Source organism: Embleya sp. NPDC127516 (assembly GCF_044765325.1).
In the GTDB taxonomy this organism is placed as follows: Bacteria; Actinomycetota; Actinomycetes; order Streptomycetales; family Streptomycetaceae; genus Embleya.
In genome coordinates this window covers 236,898-257,737 of sequence record NZ_JBIWJT010000007.1, presented here as the reverse complement: position 1 = coordinate 257,737, position 20,840 = coordinate 236,898, and the positions used below count along the sequence as shown (strand labels likewise).

16 protein-coding genes, 1 pseudogene and 1 riboswitch are annotated in these 20,840 nt (G+C 70.9%); of the genes and pseudogenes, 7 read left to right on the top strand and 10 right to left on the bottom strand.

Annotated features, from left to right (window positions below):
* The first annotated feature begins 51 nt into the window (after window positions 1-51).
* The 4 genes and pseudogenes from ACIRL2_RS16200 to ACIRL2_RS16185 all read left to right on the top strand — a co-directional run bounded on the left by ACIRL2_RS16200 (window position 52) and on the right by ACIRL2_RS16185 (window position 6,669).
* Window positions 52-1,689, top strand: a complete 1,638-nt coding sequence (locus tag ACIRL2_RS16200; protein WP_402232595.1) for a CocE/NonD family hydrolase — start codon at window positions 52-54, stop codon at window positions 1,687-1,689.
* 324 nt (window positions 1,690-2,013) lie between these two features.
* Window positions 2,014-3,987, top strand: a pseudogene (locus ACIRL2_RS16195) (M4 family metallopeptidase); the annotation flags it as partial.
* 596 nt (window positions 3,988-4,583) lie between these two features.
* Window positions 4,584-5,873, top strand: coding sequence for a YhgE/Pip domain-containing protein (locus ACIRL2_RS16190; RefSeq protein WP_402232593.1), 1,290 nt, complete (start codon window positions 4,584-4,586; stop codon window positions 5,871-5,873).
* Window positions 5,874-6,072: 199 nt separating this feature from the next.
* Window positions 6,073-6,669, top strand: a complete 597-nt coding sequence (locus tag ACIRL2_RS16185) for a hypothetical protein (RefSeq protein ID WP_395859298.1) — start codon at window positions 6,073-6,075, stop codon at window positions 6,667-6,669.
* 79 nt (window positions 6,670-6,748) lie between these two features.
* On the opposite strand, the gene ACIRL2_RS16180 is transcribed toward ACIRL2_RS16185, so the two are convergent.
* Both ACIRL2_RS16180 and ACIRL2_RS16175 read right to left on the bottom strand, forming a co-directional pair.
* Window positions 6,749-7,165, bottom strand: coding sequence for a hypothetical protein (locus ACIRL2_RS16180; RefSeq protein ID WP_395859297.1), 417 nt, complete (start codon window positions 7,163-7,165; stop codon window positions 6,749-6,751).
* Between the two features lie 120 nt (window positions 7,166-7,285).
* Window positions 7,286-7,609, bottom strand: a complete 324-nt coding sequence (locus ACIRL2_RS16175) for a hypothetical protein (RefSeq protein ID WP_402232592.1) — start codon at window positions 7,607-7,609, stop codon at window positions 7,286-7,288.
* Window positions 7,610-8,361: 752 nt separating this feature from the next.
* Here ACIRL2_RS16175 and ACIRL2_RS16170 point away from each other — a divergent pair.
* Window positions 8,362-9,252, top strand: a complete 891-nt coding sequence (locus ACIRL2_RS16170) for an NAD(P)-dependent oxidoreductase (RefSeq protein WP_395859295.1) — start codon at window positions 8,362-8,364, stop codon at window positions 9,250-9,252.
* An 87-nt stretch (window positions 9,253-9,339) separates the two neighbouring features.
* Here ACIRL2_RS16170 and ACIRL2_RS16165 read toward each other — a convergent pair whose 3' ends face one another.
* From ACIRL2_RS16165 to ACIRL2_RS16130, 8 genes are all read right to left on the bottom strand, one after another.
* Window positions 9,340-10,209, bottom strand: a complete 870-nt coding sequence (locus ACIRL2_RS16165; protein WP_402232589.1) for an RNA polymerase sigma-70 factor — start codon at window positions 10,207-10,209, stop codon at window positions 9,340-9,342.
* 21 nt (window positions 10,210-10,230) lie between these two features.
* Window positions 10,231-11,400 carry an NAD(P)/FAD-dependent oxidoreductase gene (locus ACIRL2_RS16160; RefSeq protein ID WP_395859293.1) on the bottom strand — a complete coding sequence of 390 codons (1,170 nt, stop codon included), beginning with the start codon at window positions 11,398-11,400 and terminating at the stop codon, window positions 10,231-10,233.
* A gap of 91 nt (window positions 11,401-11,491) precedes the next feature.
* Window positions 11,492-12,337, bottom strand: coding sequence for an oxaloacetate decarboxylase (locus tag ACIRL2_RS16155; RefSeq protein WP_395859292.1), 846 nt, complete (start codon window positions 12,335-12,337; stop codon window positions 11,492-11,494).
* Between the two features lie 228 nt (window positions 12,338-12,565).
* Window positions 12,566-12,946 carry a hypothetical protein gene (locus tag ACIRL2_RS16150; RefSeq protein ID WP_395859291.1) on the bottom strand — a complete coding sequence of 127 codons (381 nt, stop codon included), beginning with the start codon at window positions 12,944-12,946 and terminating at the stop codon, window positions 12,566-12,568.
* 358 nt (window positions 12,947-13,304) lie between these two features.
* On the bottom strand, window positions 13,305-14,405 hold the full coding sequence (gene menC, locus ACIRL2_RS16145; RefSeq protein ID WP_402232587.1) for an o-succinylbenzoate synthase: 1,101 nt from the start codon (window positions 14,403-14,405) through the stop codon (window positions 13,305-13,307).
* 28 nt (window positions 14,406-14,433) lie between these two features.
* On the bottom strand, window positions 14,434-15,219 hold the full coding sequence (locus ACIRL2_RS16140; RefSeq protein WP_395859289.1) for a GNAT family N-acetyltransferase: 786 nt from the start codon (window positions 15,217-15,219) through the stop codon (window positions 14,434-14,436).
* On the bottom strand, window positions 15,216-16,361 hold the full coding sequence (locus ACIRL2_RS16135; RefSeq protein ID WP_402232585.1) for a M20 family metallopeptidase: 1,146 nt from the start codon (window positions 16,359-16,361) through the stop codon (window positions 15,216-15,218). The genes ACIRL2_RS16140 and ACIRL2_RS16135 overlap by 4 nt, the downstream gene beginning before the upstream one ends.
* Entirely contained in the window at window positions 16,358-17,395 is a 1,038-nt protein-coding gene (locus ACIRL2_RS16130) for a dipeptidase (RefSeq protein ID WP_395859287.1), read from the bottom strand. Before ACIRL2_RS16130 ends, ACIRL2_RS16135 begins: the two co-directional genes overlap by 4 nt.
* A gap of 387 nt (window positions 17,396-17,782) precedes the next feature.
* Here ACIRL2_RS16130 and ACIRL2_RS16125 point away from each other — a divergent pair, with 387 nt between their 5' ends.
* Window positions 17,783-19,021: an acyl-CoA dehydrogenase family protein gene (locus ACIRL2_RS16125; RefSeq protein WP_402232583.1), complete on the top strand. Its 1,239-nt coding sequence runs from the start codon at window positions 17,783-17,785 to the stop codon at window positions 19,019-19,021.
* A gap of 297 nt (window positions 19,022-19,318) precedes the next feature.
* A riboswitch (cobalamin riboswitch) is annotated at window positions 19,319-19,389 on the top strand.
* A 154-nt stretch (window positions 19,390-19,543) separates the two neighbouring features.
* Entirely contained in the window at window positions 19,544-20,653 is a 1,110-nt protein-coding gene (locus tag ACIRL2_RS16120) for a prenyltransferase/squalene oxidase repeat-containing protein (RefSeq protein ID WP_402232581.1), read from the top strand.
* Window positions 20,654-20,840 lie beyond the last annotated feature (187 nt).

Here is a 20,840-nt window from a genome sequence, read left to right as displayed (position 1 = left end):
GCGGGGTGTCGGCCTCGTCCGCACGAGTCGACGAAGTGGGAAGGAACCGACGTGAGTTCTCAGGAACCGCAGCCGACCAGCCTCTACCCCGAACTGGACGAGGCGACCTTGACGCAGGTCGTCGAAGCACTGGAGACCGGGAACACCGGCCGACTGGCCCCCGCGCGCGTGACCGAGGTCGAGGAGACCCGGGCACAGGTCGAGTTCAGCAAGGTTCGGGTGCCCGGCGCGGGAGGCGACGAGCTGGACGGCGCGCTCTGGCTGCACCGGGACGGCCGACCCCGACCGTTGATCGTGATGCCCTCGCCATGGGTGAACCTGGGCTGGGTCGTCTACGCGGTGCAGGCGACCCGCTTCGCGCTCAAGGGCTACCACGTACTGGCCTACACCGCGCGCGGGTTCGGCGAATCCCAGGGTGAGGTCGAGGTGGCCGGTCTCGAGGACATCGAGGATGGTCAGGCGGCGATCACCTTCGTGGAGGGCTTGGTCACGGGCGAGTTGACCGGCGTCGGCTTCATCGGCGACTCGTACGGATCGGGCATCAGCCAGCTGGTCGCCGCCGAGGAGCCCAAGGTGGGCGCGGTGGTGGCCCTGAGCACCTGGGGTGATCTGGGCGAGGCGTTCTTCGAGAACGGCACCCGGCACCTGGCCGCGGTGTCCACGCTCCTGGGTGCCGCCGCCGACGCCCGGCTCAGCGAGACGACACAGCAGGCGTTCCGGGACGTACTGACCAACCCGGACCCACAACCGGCGCTGGACTGGGCGGTACCGCGCTCCCCGCACGAGCGCGTCGGAAAGCTCAACGAACGCCGCGTGCCGATCCTGTTCGCGAACGCGTGGCACGAGACGCTGTTCCCCACCAATCAGACGTTGAAGATGTTCAACGCGCTGACCGGCCCCAAGCGCCTCCTGTTGTCCATCGGCGACCACTCGGGACCGGAATCGCCCGGCATCATCGGGCTGCCGAACCGGATCTGGGAGGACGCGCACCGGTGGTTCGACCACCACCTCAAGGGCATCGCCAACGGCATCGATGCCGAGGGCGAGGTCGTCACACAGATCATGTGGAAGGGCCCGATCGAAGAGCGGCCCACGTGGGGCGCGGTCACCGGGCGCACCGAACGGCTATACCTGACCGGCCCACAGAACGGCGGCGACGGCACGCTCACCGACAAGGCGGGCGGCGACACGGACATCGTCTTCCGGTCCGGCGCGGACACCCCGGCCACCGTCGCAAACAAGATCATCTTCTCCGGCTACCCGGAGATGGCCGGCTTCCCCAAGGTCTACCCGACCAACGAGATCGATCGGTCCCACGCGGGCGTGTGGGCCACCGCACCGCTACCCGTGGCGGTGAAACTGCGGGGCGTGCCTCGACTGCGGGTGACTTACACGATCGAGGGACCGACCCCGACGGTGATCGCACACCTCTTCGACGTCGACGCCGACGGCAACGCCCACATCATTACGCACGCGCCGTTCACCGGCCCCGAGGGCGAGGCGGAACGGCTGGTCGTCCTGGACATCGCCCTCCAGGCCACCGGCTACAACGTCCCGGCCGGCCACCGGGTACTGCTCGTGCTGGATACGTTCGACCCGTTCTACGGTGCGGCCCCCGTCGCGGGCACCACCATCACGGTCTCCCCCTCCGACGAGGATCCGTCCTACCTGGATCTTCCGGTGAGCTGATCGCGACCTCCGGGTGAGTCGTTCGCGCCTGCTGCCCGGCACCCGATGCGCCTCTCCGGTCGCCGCACCGGGTGCCGGGCAGCCCCGTCGACCGACTCCCGGAATCATTCTCCGATGCGCGCAACTCACTTGTGTGGAACGGAGTTTGACAGATTTTGCCGGCCCTTCGAGCGCGCATTGAACGGAACGGGCAGACCGTGTGAACGTGTGCCGATCGGGCACGAACCCGGCGGCCAGGCGCGTCGGCGGTTCGCTCACCTTGCGGACACGCATCGCGAAGGTCGGATTCGTGGTCGAGGTCTACCTTCCACTCGAGGAGCCTCGATGAATCGCAAAACGGTGACGGCCGGGACAGTCCTGGCCGTACTCGCCGGATTGGCGGTCTCCACGACCGCGCAGTCGGCTTCGGCCGATCCGCCTTCCCCTCCCGGCTCGCAGGCGCTGGCGGTCTCCGCCGCCGACCGAGCCGCGACCAGTGGCTTGGACACCCTCGCCAAGGGTCCCGACGAGCAGTACGAACGCCAAGCGGTGACCCCCTGGGTCAACGGCCTCTACTCGGTCGCCTACGAGCGCACCTACCGGGGCATCCCGGTGGTCGGCGGCGACGCCGTCGTGCTCGCCGACGGCCAGGGCCGGGTCCGCGCGACCCAGTCCGCCACCAGCACCCGCATCTCGGCCAAGACCACGCCCACGATCGACGCGGGCGCCGCCGAGACCACGTCCAGGGCCAGACTCGCTGCCGTGGACAAGGTCGAATCGCACCGCCTGGTCGTCCGGGTCAAGGACGGGCAGAGCAATCTCGCCTGGGAAACCGTCCTGATCGGTCGTACCGCGACCGCGCCCAGCAGGCTGCACGTCTTCGTCGATGCGAGCACGGGCACGGTGCTCGACACCGTCGACGACGTGAAGGCCGGCACCGGCAACAGTCAGTGGAACGGGCCGAACCCGCTCACCATCGACACCACCGGCTCGGGCGGTTCCTTCTCCCTGCGCGACCCGAACCGTCCCGGACTGACCTGCGCGGACTACAGCAACGGCCAGGTCTTCACCAAGTCCACCGACTCCTGGGGCAACGGCCAGGCCACCAGCAAGGAAACCGGCTGCGTCGACGCCATGTGGGGCGCGCAGAAGGAATGGAACATGCTCCGCGACTGGCTCGGTCGCAACGGGCACAACGGCAACGGCGGAAGCTGGCCCATCAAGGTCGGCCTCAACGACCTCAACGCCTACTGGGACGGCTCCTCCATCACCATCGGCCACAACCAGTCCAACCAGTGGATCTCGTCGATGGACGTCATCGGCCACGAATTCGGCCACGGCATCGACCAGTTCACCCCCGGCGGCGCGGGCACCGAACCGGGACTGGGCGAATCCACCGGCGACATCATGGGCGCCCTCACCGAGGCCTACACCAACGAACCCTCCCCCTACGACGTCCCCGACTACACCGTCGGCGAGACCGTCAACCTGGTCGGCCAGGGCCCCATCCGCTACATGTACAAACCCTCCACCAACGGCGACCCCGACTGCTACAGCTCCTCCATCCCGAACACCGAGGAACACGCCGCGGCCGGCCCGATGAACCACTGGTTCTACCTCCTCGCCGAGGGCACCAGCCCCGGCGGCGGCAAACCCAACAGCCCCACCTGCAACAACACCACCCTCACCGGAATCGGCATCCAACAGGCCGGCAAGATCTTCTACGGCGGCATGCTGCTCAAGACCAGCGGCATGACCTACAAGAAGTACCGCACCGCCACCCTCAACTCGGCCAAGACCCTCGATTCCACCTGCGCCCTGTTCAACAAGACCAAGGCCGCCTGGGACGCCGTCAGCGTCCCCGCCCAACCCAACGACCCCACCTGCACCGGCGGCCCGGGCCAGAACGACTTCTCGATGACCCTCAGCCCGAACTCGGGCACCGTACAGGCCGGCAACTCGGTCTCGTCGACGCTGAGTACGACCGTCACCTCCGGTGTGGCGCAAACCGTCGCGCTGACCGCGTCGGGTCAGCCCACCGACGTCTCCGTGACCCTGACCCCGAACTCCATCCAGTCCGGCGCGTCCTCGACGCTGACCGCGACCGCGGCGGCGAACGCGGCGAACGGCACCTACGTGATCACGGTCACCGGTACCGGCGCAACGGCCACGCACACGGCCCAGTACACCCTGACCGTGGGCAGCGGCCCGCCCGGCAACGCGCTGCGCAACGGTGACTTCGAAGCGGGCACCGCCAACTGGACGCAGAACGCCAACATCATCACCAACAGCAACCCGGGTTCCGCGCACGGCGGCTCCTGGTACGCGTGGATGATGGGCTACGGCTCCACGGCCACGGAGAACCTGAGCCAGGCCAACGTCACGATCCCGGCCGGTTCGCCGAACCTGCGCGCGTGGATCAAGACCACCACCCGGGAAACCGGCAACACGGTCTACGACACGCTCAAGATCAAGATCGGTTCGACCACCCTGGCCACCTATTCCAACGTCGGCGCCACCGGTGCCTACGTGCAACGCACGGTGAACCTGAGCGCCTACGCGGGGCAGACGGTCACCATCACCTTCGCGGGCTCCGAGGACTCGTCACTCGTCACCACGTTCCTCGTGGACGACGTGACCATCTCCTGATCGCACGCGACCGACAACGGCCTCGCTCCCGGCGCCCCACGCCGGGAGCGAGGCTTTCGCGTGCCCGCCGCCGGCGGCGGGGCGGGGCCCTGGTGTCGCCGGAGTCGTTGGGGGTGGGGTGGGTGTCGGGCGCAAGGGGGTTCGCTCGTCTCGCGCAGGTGGGGTTTCGGGGGGCGGTGAAGGGGTGACCATCTCGCGCACGGTGACCGTGTCCGCCCGCACCCGGCGCGGGTGGTCGGCCCGCCCCTCGGCTTCTCTGGAGAGTGATGGCATCGAACCAGTCCACCCCCTGGGTGGGTGCGTCGCGGGTGTTGCGCAACCCGCGGATCTGGGTGATGCCCTCGGTCATCGTGGGGCTGCTGGCCTTCCTGCTCTCCATCCTGTACATGGGCGGCATCCTCGATCCGCGCAGGGACCTGCACCGCCTGCCGATCGGCCTGGTCAACGCGGACCAGGGCGTGCCGTCGGCGGGCGGGACGGAGAACCTGGGCGCGCGCATCATCGCCGGCATCGCCGCCGCGCCCGACCCCGGGGACACGGTGTCCTGGCGCGTTCTCGACGAGGCGTCGGCACGCCGACGGATGGCCTCGGGCAAGCTGTACGGCGCGATCGTGGTGCCGGCCGACTTCACCGCGTCGGTGGCCGCCCTGAACACGCCCGCGCCGGCCGCGCCGACCCGCCCGACGGTCAACCTACTGACCAACCCCGGAGCGGGCAGCCTGGCCTCCTCGTTGTCCACCGCGATCGCCCAACAGGCCTTGCACGCCGCCTCGTTGCAGCTCGGCGCGACGCTGACCGGCGCGCCGCAGGCGGCTCCGGGGCAGACCACCACGGCCGGTCGCCTGCTGCTCGCGGACCCGATCGCGGTCGCCGTCGCGGTGGGCCACCCGATCGCCCCCCGCAGCGGACTGGGGCTGACCGCGTTCTACTACACGCTCCTGCTGGTACTGGCCGGCTTCCTCGGCGGCAACATCATCAGCAACGGGGTCGACGTCGGGCTCGGCTACGTGGCCAGTGAGATCGGCCCGTGGCGTACCGAACGCCCACTGGTACACATCACCCGCACCCATCAACTCGCGGTCAAGTGCGTGATGTCGGCCGTGTTGTCGGTGCTGACCGCGACCCTGATCATGTTCGCCACGATCGGCATCCTGGACATGGACGCGTCCCACCTGCCCCTGCTGTGGGTCTTCTCGATCTGCGCGAGCACCGCGGTGGGGCTGGGCGTCCAGGCGATCAACGCGGCCTTCGGCGGGATCGGCCAGTTGGTGAGCATGTTCGTGTTCATCGTGCTGGCGCTGCCGTCCTCCGGCGCGACCATCCCGCTCCAGGCGCTGCCGCGCTTCTACCGGGTGCTGTCCGCGTTCGAGCCGATGCGCCAACTCAGCGACGGCGTACGCGCCATCCTGTACTTCGACGCCCGCGCCGACGCGGGCCTGACCCGGGCCTGGGCGGGCATCGCCTTCGGCGCACTGGCGGGCCTCGCTTTCGGCTTCGCGATGACCACCTATTACGACCGCAAACAACTGCACCGCGTCGCCCCGACACCCGAGTAGCCCCACCGAACCCGGCCGCGAACGGGCGACCCGGGCCGATTCGGCAGGCGTCGGGATCGATGCTTCGTCTCGTCCGATATCCGCCGAACCCGGTGCCGATCCCGCTGATTCGGCCGGCCCGCGAGCACCGCGGGATATCGTGGTCGAACCCGTACCGGTGGCGAAGATCCCGGATCCGTGAGACCAAAGGACCCCTCCAGTGCCCGAGATTCGTGATTCGTCGTCGGATCGCCGTCGCCGTCGGGGGGCCGCCGCCGAGGCGCGTCCCCGGCGTGGCGAATATCTGGACGGCGATGTTCCGGACATCGACTACGACATGGAGCCGAAGTACACGGACAATCGTCGGGGAACGGCTACCGAGGCAAATGTCGGGCCGGACGTATATCGGGACGGCGATGTCCCGGACATCGACCGCGTCACCGAGCCGGAGTACAAGGGCACCGAGGTCTTGGAAGGCGACGCCCTGGACGACGAGGTGGAACACCACGCGCCGCGCGAACACACCTCGAGTCGACGCATGCTGGAGCAGGGCCCGGACGTCTTCGGAACCGATTCGACCGCCGCAACGCGGGGGCGCGTCCCGGCGGACAAGATCCCCTCCCCGTTTCTCTCCGCCCCCGCTCCCGCTCTCGGCTCCGGCTCTGCGGGGATCGCTGCCACCGGCATGACACCGGCCCGCGGATCGAACCCCTCCGTGAACCGAACCACCCAGGTCGCCCACCCACGCGCCACGACTCTGGGCGCGGGCAGCGACCTGAAGAACTCACCGCATCGCACCCCACAACGCGGCTACTGACCCGTCCCCGGGCCGGGCCGGGCCGACGGGCGTGAGTGGGTCGGTGGTCTGTCTCGGCAGGTCCCGGCTTGGGCCGGTCCTAGCTTCGGGTGGTCATGGCCAGGAGGCGCGGGCCCGCGACGTGGCGGAAGATCGACCAGTACTCGGCGTGGCCGAGCAGCGGGGAGACCACCCGCAGGTCGGCGGCGTCGCGGATGTCCTCGTCGGCGGCGGCCAGAAGGGCCTCCACGATCGCTGCGGTCCGCGCCAGCAGGTCGCCGTTCCGGGTCTCGACGGCCGGGACGATCACGGGCCAGAAGAGCGCGTCGGAGAGGATGCCGTACGGATTGAGCAGGTAACCGACGGAGGCGTCGGGGATCACGCGGCCTTCCTGCACGGCGTCGAGTTCGGCGTCCGCCTTCAGCTCGGCAAGGTGGGGGCGCGCCTCCGGGAGCCGTTCCCACAACCAGTCGAACAGTCCTCGAAACGTCAACGCGGGCTCGCGAGACTCCGGCACGTCCTGCCCTCTTCCCATCACGTGAACCACGGTGCCCGAAGCGGCATTTGCGGTGAGATCGTATCGTTCGACCGGCCGCGGATCCCGCGCGGCCTCGCACGGCGCGGTGCGGGGGCACCGTCAGGGGTCGGCCTCCGGGCCGTTGCGTCCGCGTTTCCTGGTCGAATCGTTCGAAGCCGCGAGCCCGCCACTGCGTCCCGGTTGTGGGCGCAGGGCCTCGGATCCCCGCGCGGTTTCGATCAGTGCCGCAGCCCGGCCCATGCCCCGGGCCGCGACGCGCGCGGCCTCGGACGCGAGGTTCTGCGGTTCGGGTCTGGCCAAGTGGCGCCGCAGATCCGCGATCAGACCCATGTCGGGAACCACCGCCTCGAGGGCGGGGCGCTTGAAAGTGGACGTGAGAAAACGCGACCCCGTCACCGACGCCAGCTCGGGTTCGGCCTTCACCGAACTCGACCGCGTTCAGCATGGTGTTCGCGCGCTCCGGATTGGCGTGCAGCCACGCGGTGATGCCACCCGCCACGTCGCGCATCTGAAGTGTCCGGTACAGCTCGCCGGACTCGGCCAGGATGACCGACTTGTCCCGGGCCGAGAGTCCGGGCTCCCGGAGCGCCTTGCGATATCGACCGAGCAGGTCGGCCACATCAACGGCGTGGATCTTCTCGCGGCCGGGAGGGCCCGTGGGTCGCCCGTCGTGCAGTTCGGCACGCAGGGCCGCGGCGGCCTTGCCATTGCCGACCCAGGTCCCGGTGTCGCCCGGCTTCGCATAGGTGTCGGCGACGACATGACGCAGCTTGTCGCTGTCCACTTCCGGAGGCGTCGCCTTGGCCAGTTGACTTCTCGGCGATCCGGTCGGCGGGCCCTGTGGCTGAGACATATACCGACCGAACTCCTCCCATGGGGAAACGAGGAAAACCTATCGAGGAGGACCTCGTGCCACATGCGATTGCGGCACATTGCCGGTCCGGACGAGGGACTTCCCTGGACGTTCGGCCTGTTGGCCGCGACCTGTACGGCCCGGCTCGGCTTCATCCCCCATCCTTACCAAAATGTAAGTACCCGACAAAAATGTAGGTACTTGAGGGACCGCATGTGCTCCTCCAGCATGGAAGCGAGCGGCGCGCCGAGTTCACCCGGACCGGCGGCGCGCACAAGCTCGTTCGTATTTTCCGGGAACACCGACGTGGAGTGGAGCGCACATGGCCGACGAGAATCGCACGCCCGTGACCGTGATCGGGCTCGGTTCGATGGGCCGCGCGTTGGCCGCGGCCTTCATCGCCGCCGGCCATCCGACGACGGTGTGGAATCGTACGCCGGGCAAGGCCGCCGCCCTCGTGGCCGCGGGCGCGGTCCACGCCGAGGCCGTGGCGGACGCGGTCGCGGCGAGTCCGCTCGTGATCACCTGCCTGACCACCTTCGACGACACGCTCGGCGCACTGGCACCCGCTGCGCGGGCATTGCGCGGGCGGGCCCTGGTCACCTTGAACAGCGGCTCCCCGATCGGTGCCCGCGAAACAGCGGCCTGGGCCGATGCGCACGGCGCCCGCTTTCTGGCCGGGGCGGTCAAGAATGTACCGGCGGCCGTGGGGGCGCCGGACACGCTGCTGTACTACAGCGGCGACAGATCCGTCTTCGAGGAGCACGAGGCGACCCTGAAGGTGCTGGGTGGCGACACCGTCCACCTCGGCGACGAAACCGACCTGGCCGCGCTGTACGAGATGGCGGTCGGTGCGATCCTGCTCCCCGCGCTCGTCGGCTTCTTCCAGGGCGCGGCCGCCGTCCAGGCCCGCGGGCTTCGGGCCGACACCACGGTGCGGTTCGCCGGCAAGTGGCTGGACATGATCAAGTCGCTGCTGCCGACCTTCGCCCAGGAGATCGACAGCGGCGACTACACCGACGCCGCCGCCACCGTGAACCTCTTCATCGCCGGAGCGGCCCACGACGAGGATTTGACCAAGGAGACGAACGTCGACACGTCCTGGCTCGCGCCACTGCACGACCTGGTGCGGCGCACGGCCGAGGCGGGCCACGGTGAACACAGCATCTCGGCCGTGACCGAACTCCTGCGCCTGCCGCCGACACAGCCGTAGACGCGACACCCGGCAACCGGTGCTCGGCACCCGGCCCCGGCACCGGCACCGGCACCGAAAGGGCGCGGAGCGCCGCGTCCGCGAGGGTCAGACGCGGCTCAGTTTGTCCGGGTTGGCCACCATGCGGATGCCGTGGATGAGGCCGTCCGTGCCGGTCTCCAGGGCGATCACCGTGACCACCCGACCGTATGCGCTGATCCGCAGCGCGGGCTCGCCGTTGATCTCGGCCAGGTCGGGCACCATGTCGGCGAGGTCGACGCCCTCGTACGGGCGTTTGGTGACGCCGGCGAGCCAGGCCGCGACCTTGTCCGCGCCGACGATCGGGCGCAGCGCGGCGCGGACCTTGCCGCCGCCGTCGGTCCAGATCGTGACGTCCGGGGCGAGCAGTTGCATGAGTTCGTTGATGTCGCCGCCCGTGGTCGCGGCGAAGAACTTCTCGGTGACGGCCTTGCGGGCGCCCCGGTCGGCCGCGTACCGGGGTCGGCGCGCCCGCACGTGCTCGCGGGCGCGGTGGCCCAGTTGCCGGACGGTCGCCTCGGGCCGGTCGATCGCCGTACCGACCTCGGCGTAGGGGAAGCCGAACACCTCGTGGAGCACGAAGACCGCCCGCTCCAATTCGGAGAGCGACTCCAGCACGACGAGCATCGCCAGGGACACCGAGTCGGCCAGCGCCGCGTTCTCGGCCACGTCCGGACCGGTCGAAATCGGCTCGGGAAGCCAGGGGCCGACGTAGGTCTCCCGGCGCACCCGGGCCGAACGCAGCGCGTCCACCGCGAGGTTCGTGGCGATCCGCACCAGGTACGGCTTGGGGTCGTGCACATCGGAACGGTCCGCGGACGACCAGCGCAGCCACGCCTCCTGGACGACGTCCTCCGCGTCGGCCGCGCTGCCCAGCATGCGGTAGGCCACCGAGAACAGCAGGTTGCGGTGGTCCTCGAACACGTCCGTGTCGACCACGTGTCTCCCTCGTCCCCTCGGTCATCGTGCCCGACGAGTGGCCCGGCCTCCGGTCGGCCACTTTACGGCTCCGCCGATCCTCTTCAGCAGGCGGAACGACTTCCACGGCGAGCTGCTGACGAACTCCTTGTACATCACCGCCCACCTGCCGGTCAGGACGAACCGGCGCGGCGTGTCGTCGGGGTGGGTGAACTGGATGACGCCGTCGTGGCGTCCCAGACTCACCGGCTGATGGATGTACCCGAACCGGAACGCCTCGGGCTCCCTGCCCTCCACCTGCCGGGCGATCGACGCCGCGGCGTGCGCCCCCGTCGGGATGCCGCTCTGACAGGTGCCGTGGATGACGCCGTACGTCTGGCGGACCGCCGCCGCGTCGCCGATCGCGTACACCTGCGGGTGGGAGACCGAGCGCAGCGTCGGATCGACCACGATCCGGCCGCGCTCGTCGACGGTGAGACCCGCTTCGGCGGCCAGTGGCGACACCCGTACCCCGGTCGTCCACAGCAGCGCGTCGGCGTGCACGAGCTCGCCGTCCTCCAGTTCGGCCGCGTCCGGGAGCACCTTGACGATCGTGGTGGCGGTGCGGACCCGGACGCCGAGGCGGTCGAGGGCCGCGTGCAGGTGGGCGCGCGCCTTGGCGCCCATCATCGCGCCGGGCTCGTGCCGGCTGAGCAGGACGACCCGCAGGGCCGGGTGGTTCTCGGCGATCTCCGCCGCGGCCTCGATCCCGGTCAGGCCGGCGCCGCCGATGACCACGGTGCCGCCGGTCGCGTCGAGCTCGGTGAGACGTTCGGCCAGCCGGCCGGCCGCGGCGGCGCTGTCGAGCGTGAAGGCGTGTTCGCGCACACCCGGCACCGTCACGGTGTCGGCGACACTGCCGAGCGCGTACACGAGGGTGTCGTAGCCGATCGACCGGTCGTCGTGCAGCCGGACGGTACGGCCGGCCGCGTCGACGTGCGTCACCCGCGCCTGCACGAAGTCGATTCCGGTGCCGCGGAGCATGTCGGGAATCCGAAGATCGGCGAGCTCTTCGCCGGCGGCCCGCTGGTGCAGCCGCAGCCGCTCGGTGAACCGGCCGATCGGGTTGACCAGGGTGATCCGGACGTCGTGTTTGCGGGTGCGCCGGGCCACACCGAGCACCGCGGTCATGCCCGCGTAACCGGCCCCGATCACCAGGATGCGCTGTGTCATGGTCCTTCCCTTCCTTGTTTGCCCCCGTGGACGGGAAGGGTCGGCAGAACGTGACATGACCTCGTGCGTGATCCAGGTCACATAAGTTCGGTCACTCCGGGTATCGGGTGCCGAGGTTTCGTTCCAGGAGCTCGGTGGCGGTTCGGACGCCGACCGCGGCCGGGCCGTCGGGCGCGGGCAACCGGCCGTCGGACCGGATCAGTTCGGCCAGCGCGGTGTCGATCGCGGTGTGCGCGGCGAACAGGCACGGCGTGCTGTAGATCGCCGCGTCCACGCCCAGGTCGGCCAGTTCGGTCAGGGACAGGCGCGGCGACTTGCCACCCGCGATCTGGTTGAACAGGAGCGGCTTGTCCGCGACCGCCGCGCGGATCCGGCGGATCCACTCGACGCTGCGCACGCCGTCCACCAGGACCACGTCGGCGTCGGTCTTGGCCAGCGCCTTCGCGCGGCGCAGGATGTCGTCCGGCTCGGTGGCGTCGGTGCGCGCGACCACGACCAGGTCGCCGCGGCAGTCCAGGACCCGGGTCAGCTTGTCCAGGTAGTCGTCCAGCGGCAGCAGCAGTTTGCCGTCGGCGTGACCGCAGCGCCGGGGCCGCGCCTGATCCTCCAGGATCACCCCGGACGCCCCGGCCCGGTCCAGCCGCCGCACCACATGGCAGGCCACCTCCGGATCGCCGTACCCGTCGTCGATGTCGACCAGGAGGTGCTGCCGGGGAAAGGCGAGGCGCAGGCGTTCGACGAACGCCACCATGTCGGGCCAGGCGATGAAGCCGATGTCGGGCAGCCCGTAGTACGAAGCGGCGAAGCCGAAGCCGGAGACGAAGAAGCCGTCGAAGTGGCTCGCCGCCAAGGACGCGGAGTACATGTCATGGATGCCGACCAGCGGCGTGGTCCGCGTGCCGGCCAGGTCGTCTCGCAATGCGCTGCCGTAGAGCACGAGTTCTCCGAGGGTCGGGCGCGGAGCCGAGGTCGAACCCGACACGTCTCCGAAGCGGGCGGAGCACCTGCGGTCGCCCGAAGACCCGGTCTCCATGTGTAGCCATGTGACTACACAGGCAGTATGGAGATCTTGGTCGATTCATGTCAATCCATACCAACCGCCCGCCCTGGGGGACGTATCGCGAGGTGGTCGGCGGGAGCGGGTGAACCTACGCACGCGCGCCGGTCAGGTCGCGGCTACCCGGTCGACCTCGACCACCTCGACCATCCGGCGCAGTCTCGCCTCGACCCGGGCCGCGTCCCGGGCGAGCACGGTGACCTCCACGGTGGCGGCCCCGAACTCGGTGGACACGTACGTGAGTCGGCGTACGCCGTGGTTGTTCAGCGTGGTGGCGACCCGGGCGAGCACGCCGTGGCCGTGGCGCATCCGGGCCACCAACCGGGCGGTCTCGCCGACGGGATCGACCGCGTCGCCCTCGGGCGCGGCGAGCGGTGCGGGCGCTGCGGCCGGGGCCGGATCGGCGAGGCTCGGAGCGGGATCGGCGAGGCTCGGGGCGGGCCCCACGAACCGGGGGGCTTCGAGGACCTGGGTGCCGTCGTCAACCATGAGTCGCTGTTCTCCTGTCGCTGTGCGGGGGATCGGGTGGCGTCGACGAGCGTCGGAGGCGGGGCCGGGCCGGGAAAACAGAAAGACCCCTCGCGAAGCGCGAGAGGTCTGCGTGCGGACGGTGGGCCGCAGGGAAGTGGTCGTCCTGGTCAGCCCGGTGTCGGCACGCTGCCGGTAATAATCATCCGACGTCGCATGACGTCGAACCTGGCACACCCGCCCCGCGCCGTCCAACGCGTCTCATGATGCGGATGCCGAGGACCGATCCCCGGACGACGACGCCCGGCCGGCGGATGCCTTCGTACCGATTCGGGTGCCGACGGCGCCCGGTCGAACGACCGGGCGCCGTCGGGGTGTCTCAGAACTTGATCCACTCGCTGGACGTGGTCACCGAGTCCAGGATGTCGACGATCGGGTCGATGCCCAGGCCGGGGCCGGTGGGCACATCGAGGTGGCCGTCGGCGAGTTCGAACGGCGTGGTGATGTCGGTGGCGTAGTAGCGACGCGAGGCCGAGGTGTCGCCGGGGAGGATGAAGCCGGGCAGCGCGGCGAGCGCCACGTTGGCGGCCCGACCCAACCCGGTCTCCAACATGCCGCCGCACCACACCGGTACGCCGTGCGCCACGCACAGGTCGTGGATCGCCTTGGCCTCCAGGTAGCCGCCGACCCGACCGGGCTTGATGTTGATGATCGACGCGGAGCCCAGGGTGATCGCCGCCGCGGCGTCCTCGACCGACTCGATCGACTCGTCCAGGCAGATCGGCGTGCGCATCTGCTTGGCCAATTGGGCGTGCTGGACCAGGTCGTCGTCGGCCAGCGGCTGTTCGATCAGCAGCAGGTCGAACGCGTCCAGCTTGGCCAGTTGACGCGCGTCGGCCAGCGTGTACGCGGCGTTCGCGTCCACCTGCAGCAGCAGATCGTCGCCGAACCGCTCGCGCACCGCGCGCACCGGCGCCAGGTCCCAGCCCGGCTCGATCTTCAGCTTGATCCGCACATAGCCCTCGTCGACGAACTCACCGACGGATTCGAGCAGTTGCGGGATCGAGTCCATGATCCCCACGGACACCCCGCACGGCACCCGGTCCCGGGAGGCGCCCAGGAACGATCCGAACGACTGTCCTGCGGCCCGCAGTTGGGCATCCAGTACGCCGGTCTCCAGCGCCGCCTTGGCCATCTTGTGGCCCTTGAACGGCTTCAGCGCCCGCTTGACCGACAGGGCGTCCACCCGCTCCGGCAGCGCGGGGATGAAGAAGCGCTTGAGCACGTCGACCGCGCCGTCCACGTACTCCGAGTTGTACAGCGGATCGGACATCGCGACGCACTCGCCCCACCCCTCCGCCTCCGGCGTGACCACGCGGAGCAGCAGGATGTCGCGTGCGGTCTCGACGCCGAAGGAGGTGCGGAACGGCGCGCGCAACGGCATCGCGATCCGGCGCAGTTCGATTCCGGTGATCTTCATGGTGCCTGGACTCCTGATCGTTGGGGGGTCACGCGGCGGTGTCGCGCGTGAGGACGTAGCGGGACTTGTCCTGGAAGCCGATCACCCGCGCGCCGTCGGCCAGCAGGCCGCCCAGCACCTCGCGCAGGGCGATCCGCCAGTCCTTGGCGGCGCCGGGGTCGGTGCGCCGCAACTTCTCGATGTCCGCGGGGACCTCGACGAGCAGGTGGTCGGCGTCCGTCCGGCCCAGGACCGGCAGGTCGCCCTCGACGGACAGCGCGGCCACCGCACCCGCCGGCACCGCGACCGGGATCGGCGTAAGGTTCGCGGCCGCGACCACCCTGGGGTCGGACAGGTCCCAGATCACCAGCGCGCGGTCGGTGTCGGTACCGCCGTTGATCGCGTCGTCGACCGAGCCGTAGAAGTTGGGCAGGTAGCCGTCCGGGCGACCGGCCAGCTTGGTCACGTTGAAGTGGGCGTTGCGCCGGATCAGCGGATCGTAGGTCCAGGTGATCCGGGTCACGCCGCGGGCCAGGGCCCAGTTGCGCTGGTGCAGCTTGAGCGCGAACCCGGCCGCGTGGCCGGGGCGGGCGCCGGTGACGTGTGAGTGCATCGTGCGGGCGATGGGAGCGCCGAAGAACCCGACGGTGGCGCCGACGATACGCCCTTCCGCGTAGGCCCCGGCGACGTAGTTCCCGGCGTGCGAGAGTGCGCGCATCTGTTCGACGGACATCGGCGCGTTACCCGGTCCGGTCCCCCAGATCTCGCAGAACAGGGTGAACGCGTCTTCGAGCTCGTGGAGTTCGTGCAGCTCCCGAATGACCACGGCGCTCATCGGACCGCCTCGATCAGACCGGCGAGCAGCAGCGCGCGCGGCGCCAACTCGGACACGATCACGTGCTCGTGGTCGGCGTGCGCACCGCCGCCGACCGCGCCCAGGCCGTCCAGGGTCGGGCAGCCGACGCCGGCGGTGAAGTTGCCGTCGGAGGCACCCCCGACGGCCGCGGCACGCAGCGGCGGCAGACCGCTGCCGCTCGCCACCCGGTCCGCGAGGTCGAACAGCGCGCTGGAGGAACTCTCCTCCAGCGGGGGTCGGTTGGGACCGCCGAGCACCTCGAGCCGAGCACCCGGCACGGTCGTGGGCAGCGCCCGGATCAACTCGTCCACCCGCTCCTGGGCCTTGATCGTGGGCACCCGGACGTCCACGGTCACCCGGGCCCGATCCGGGACGGTGTTGGACACCGCGCCCGCCTCGACCACCGTGGGGGTCACCGTGGTGCGCCATCCGTCCAAGGCGCCCTCGTCCGCCAGATCGGCCAAGCCGCCGAGCGCGAGCACCAGGTGCGCGGCCTCGATCGCCGCGTTGATGCCCCTCTCCGGCTCCAGGCCCGCGTGCGCGGCCTTGCCGTGCACGACCAACTCGTACTGGGAGCCACCCTTGCGCCCGGTCTTCAGCGCCCCACCGTCGGCGGACGCCTCCAAAACGAAGGTCGCCGCGCAGCCGCGGGCCGAGTCCTCGATCAGGGCGCGCGAGGTGGTCGAGCCGACCTCCTCGTCGCCGGTGATCAGCACCCCGATGCCGTCCAGCGAGGGCAACGAGGCGAGCGCGTGGAACATCTGGACCAGACCGGCCTTCATGTCGAAGACACCCGGCCCCCGGGCGATCCCGTCCACGACCGACCACGGGTGGGTGGCCAACGAGCCCATCGGCCACACCGTGTCGTGGTGCCCAACCAGCAGGACGCGCGGTGTGCCGAACGTCCACTGCAGGTGGGTCACCCCGTCCAGCACGATCCGGCGCGGCTGCACGCCGAGGTGACGCGCACCCTGGGCGGCGACCACGTCCGCGCTGCGCGCCACCGCCGCCAAGTCGGCGGAGAAGGACTCGCAGCGCACCAACTCGGCCAGGTCGGCCAGCATCGCGTCGGTGTCGAACACGGGTGCACCGGCCGTCGAACCGGCCGTCGCGCCGCTCATCGGGCCAGGCCCAGCTCGGCACGGAACAACCTGTGCACATTGCCGCCGAGGATCGCCATGATCTCCTTCTCACCCAGTCCGCGCCGCACCAACGCCTCGGTGAGCGCGGGAAGTTCGGCCGGGCCGTTCAGCCCGGGCAGTTCGGTGGTGGCGTCCACGCCGGTGTAGTCGACGCCCTCGCAGCACGGCGGGGTGATGTCGGCGAGCACCTCGCGCAGGAAGTCGGGGCCGATCCCGACGTGGTCGACACCCACCAGGTCGATGATGTGCTCGATGTGGTCGACGAGCCCGTCGATGTTCTGCCGGTCCCGGTCCCTGGACAGGAAGTCGGGCACGAAGTTGACGCACACGACGCCGCCCGTGGCGGCCACGCCCCGGATCTGCTCGTCGGTCAGGTTCCGGTGGTGGTCGCACAACGCCCGGGCACCCGAGTGGGTGGCGATCAGCGGACGAGTCGCCTCTTCCAACACGTGTGCGACACCGACCGCCCCCAGGTGGGAGATGTCGAACACGATGCCGAGCCGTTCCATCTCGCGCAGCGCCTCGACACCGGCGTGGGTCAGCCGGCTGCCGGTGGCGTCCTCACCGCTGCCGTCGCCCAGCGCGGAGCGACCCCAGTGCGCGATCGAGGCGACCCGGACGCCGAGGCGGTACAGCGTACGGAACAGTTCCAGGTCGGCGTCCACGCCGGGCGCGCTCTCCAACGCGAGCACGAGCGCGATCCTGCCGGCGGCCAGCGCCGCGTCGATGTCGTCGCCGTCCAGGCACAGCCGCACCTCGTCCGGGTTGCCCTCGGCGATCGCGTGCGCGCACTCGACCATCCGCAGCGTCCGCCGCAGCGCGCCCTCCGGACGGAACTGGTCGTCCACGAACACCGGCAGGACCTGGATGTCCACCCCGCCCTCGCGAAGCTGGGGCAGCCATTGTTCCCGGAAGAAACTCGCCCACCGGCTTGGTGGTCGTTCGACCACGGCCATCAGGAGGTCGTTGTGCGTGTCCGCCACGACGGCACGGGTGTGCAGCTCGGCGCTCATATCGCGTCCTTCCGGTCGATGTGTGATCGACGCTAGGCCGCGCCGCGCACCGGGTGCTTCGTTCGAATGGCCAATGCCGGCGACACTTTCCGTCACCGGGCACCAAGCCACAGTGTGATCGCCTCGCTTCGATATCGACGGTTCACCACCGGATCCGCCCCCCGCGAGAGAGGGATTCGGACCCATAGGTGGGCCTCGACGAAGAACCCGGCTCGGCTTTGTCGCGCCGGACGATCCCGGGCCGGCGGCCGGGCACCTACCGTGCGCAGGTGTCCTGGCATCCCCCGGCCCGGGCCGGCCCGTCCACACCGCCGGCCCGGCTCGGGTCCTCGCCCCGATGACCCGGATTCCCCACCCGGCCCGACCGTCCACCCCAGGGATGCGCCCGTGCCCGTCGATCGTCTGCTCCCCACCGACGAAGCCCACGACCTGATCGCCCGGACCCGGGCGTTCGCGGACCGGGAACTCGCGCCCCGGGTAACCGGGTGCGAGGCCGACGCGAGCTATCCCACCGGCCTGTTCTCCGCCCTGGGCAGGGCGGGCCTGTCCGGCCTGCCCTACCCGGTGCACTACGGCGGCGGCGGTCAACCGTACGAGGTCTACCTCCAGGTACTGGAGGAACTCGCGGCCCGCTGGCCGGCGGTGGCCGGCGCCCTCGACGTACACACGCTGGCGTGCCTGCCGACGGCGGCGCACGGCAGCGCGACGCAGCGCGAGCAGTGGTTGCCCGGGATGCTGGACGGCGCGCTGACCGGCGGCGGCAGCCGGTCCGAACCGCACGTGGGCGCCGACCCCTCGGCGGTCACCTGCCGAGCCGAACGCACTCGCGGCGGACACCTGCTCCAGGGCACCCAGCTCGCCCTCGTGCACGGGGGCCGCGCGCACTTTCACACCGTGTTCGCCCGCACGGGTTCGGCCCGACCGGACATCTCCTGTTTCCTGGCTCCCGGTGCCGACGAGTACCTCTACTTCAGCGCGCCGGAACCGACGACCGCGCTGCGCGCCATCCCGACCACGACCGCCTACTGGGACGGGGTGTACCTGGAGCCCGAGCGGTTGATCGGCGCACCGGGCCGGGGCCTGCGGATCGCGTTCGACCTGTTGGACGCGGGCCGCCTGGGCACTGCGGCGTGCGCGACCGGACTGGCCCAAGCCGCGCTGGACGTGGTCGGCGACTTCGCCGGCGGGGGCGATCGGCACGCGTTGGCCGAGCCCGCGGGCGCGGTCGACTCCGCCCGGGCGATCTACCTCGACGCGGCCCGCCGGCGCGACGCGGGCATCTCGTACACGCGCCAGGCGTCGGTGGCCGAGTCGGCGGCGGTCGAGGCGGCGGTCAGGGCGACCGCGGCCGCGGTGCGAATCCTGGGGGCGGAGGCGGACACCGACGAATTCCCGGTGCGGCGCTATGCGCGCGAGGCGGCGGCGCTGCGCGGGCGGATCGCGCCGGTGGGGACGGGTGCGGGCGCCGGCGTGGGTGAGGGTACGAGTACGGCCGTGGGCACGGGCGCTGCCGTGGGCACGCGCGGGGCTGTGGGCACGGCCTCGGGTACGGGTACGGGTGCGGACTCGGGTGCGGCGCCCGTGGGTTCGTGTGGTCCTTCGACCTTGGCCACCGTGGGTCCTTGAGCGGCTTCCGGTCACTTTCGGGGGATCTCGGCGGGCCCGGGCCCGTCCGGGGGCGGCCGAACCGACCCGACCGGGGTTTCGGCGCCGGGTCCGTCCCGGGGGCTCGGCGAGGCCGGGTTTCCGGGGTCGCGGCCCGTGAAGCCTTGGCCGGAAAGCGAGTTACCCTCGGCCGCGAACTGTCCGTAGAGTGCGCAGCGTCTCGCCCGAGGATCTTCGGCGCGACGGCGACGTCCGCTTTCGGGCCCGCCGTGCCCGTTCGATCCGGGGTGTGGCGACCCGCGTCATCTTCGGCCGCAGGGGAAGTCCGGTGCGAATCCGGCGCTGACCCGCAGCGGTGGTCCGTCCGCGTGACGGCGAGCCCGAATGCCTGGGGCCGGAGCGTTCCCTCTCCATTCCCCGTCGTGGCCTACGGGGCGGAGCCCTCGCGCCGCCGTGCCGAGGCCGTGTCGCCCTCCGGGTCGCGGTCGAACGCGCTGCGTGTCCGCCGGGCATGCCGCGTCGCAGGCCCGGAAAGGCTCCACCATGACGCTCACCCGACCCGGCCGGAGGATCTCCGCCCTGCTCGGCGGTCTGCTCCTCGCCGCGGCAACCGCCATCGTCCCGGCAACCGCCTCCGCTGCCCCGGCGGACTCCGCGCCGACGAACTCCACGCCGTCGGAAGCCGGTTCCATCCTTTCCGGCAATCGCACCCAGGCCGCCGCCGGTTGGCTGGCCCGGCAACTCGTCGACGGAGAACGCTTCGAGGCGACCTTCGACGGGGTGACCTACCCCGACCAGGGTCTGACCATCGACGCGATCCTCGCGTTCGCCGCCGCCGGGGTGGCCGAGCAGAACGCGGCCAAGGCCACCACATGGCTGGCCCGCCCGGAGATACTCTCCGGCTACATCGGCGACGGCGCCACCAACGCGTACGCCGGCGCCACCGCCAAGCTGCTGCTCGCGACCGAGGTGCGCGGGGTGAACCCGAGCAGCTTCGGCGGCGTCGACCTGCCGACTCGGCTGCGCTCGCTGCAACAGCCCTCGGGCCGGTTCACCGACCTCTCACCGTGGGGTGACTACAGCAACGCGTTCAGCCAGTCCCTCGCGCTGCTGGCCCTGGACCGCTCGCCGGCGGGCGCACCCGCCGGCGCGGTCGACTTCCTGGCCGGCGCGCGTTGCGCGGACGGCGGGTTCCCGCTCGACTTCGGCAAGCCCACCTGCACCAGCGACGCGGATTCGACCGCGATAAGCGTGCAGGCGCTCGCCGCCACCGGCCGCCCGCAGGAGGCGGCGGCCGGCCTGAACTGGCTGGTGGGCCACCAACTCGCCGACGGCGGCTTCGGCACCCCCGGAGCCGGCACGTCCAACGCCAACAGCACCGGCCTGGCCGCGCAGGCGCTGCTGTCCTCGTGGCGGGTGCTGCCCGGACTGACCGCGCGACACTTCATCACCCAGCGCCAGGTCCCCTGCTCCGGCACGCCCGCCACGCGTGGCGCGATCGCGTACGACGCCACCGGATTCGACCCGTCCACCGCCACCCGGGCCACCGCCCAGGCGGTACTGGGTCTGGCCGGCACCGGCTTCGCCGGGCTGAGCGCCGCGGGCGCCCGACCCGACGCGCCGAACCTGCACTGCCCCTCGCCCACGTCCTGACCCGCGATCCGGTTCGCCCGCGCCGTCGACCGCCGATCACGGCGGCCGCCGGCGCGGCGCGCCCCGGAACCGGGTGCCGAGCCGGTTCATCTGCCGGCTCCGGTCGATCCGGAGCTTGAAACCGAGGCTTTGTCGGGGTGGGTGCGGTGACGTCGCCGGCGAGGCCCGGGCGGGCTCGCCGGCGACG

Excerpts from the sequence above, each read along its gene's own strand:
- ACIRL2_RS16190 (WP_402232593.1), top strand. The coding sequence starts at position 4,584 with ATGGCATCGAACCAGTCCACCCCCTGGGTGGGTGCGTCGCGGGTGTTG.
- ACIRL2_RS16135 (WP_402232585.1), bottom strand. The coding sequence starts at position 16,361 with ATGAGCGGCGCGACGGCCGGTTCGACGGCCGGTGCACCCGTGTTCGAC.
- ACIRL2_RS16130 (WP_395859287.1), bottom strand. The coding sequence starts at position 17,395 with ATGAGCGCCGAGCTGCACACCCGTGCCGTCGTGGCGGACACGCACAAC.
- ACIRL2_RS16120 (WP_402232581.1), top strand. The coding sequence starts at position 19,544 with ATGACGCTCACCCGACCCGGCCGGAGGATCTCCGCCCTGCTCGGCGGT.
- ACIRL2_RS16160 (WP_395859293.1), bottom strand. The coding sequence starts at position 11,400 with ATGACACAGCGCATCCTGGTGATCGGGGCCGGTTACGCGGGCATGACC.
- ACIRL2_RS16150 (WP_395859291.1), bottom strand. The coding sequence starts at position 12,946 with ATGGTTGACGACGGCACCCAGGTCCTCGAAGCCCCCCGGTTCGTGGGG.
- ACIRL2_RS16170 (WP_395859295.1), top strand. The coding sequence starts at position 8,362 with ATGGCCGACGAGAATCGCACGCCCGTGACCGTGATCGGGCTCGGTTCG.
- ACIRL2_RS16140 (WP_395859289.1), bottom strand. The coding sequence starts at position 15,219 with ATGAGCGCCGTGGTCATTCGGGAGCTGCACGAACTCCACGAGCTCGAA.
- menC (WP_402232587.1), bottom strand. The coding sequence starts at position 14,405 with ATGAAGATCACCGGAATCGAACTGCGCCGGATCGCGATGCCGTTGCGC.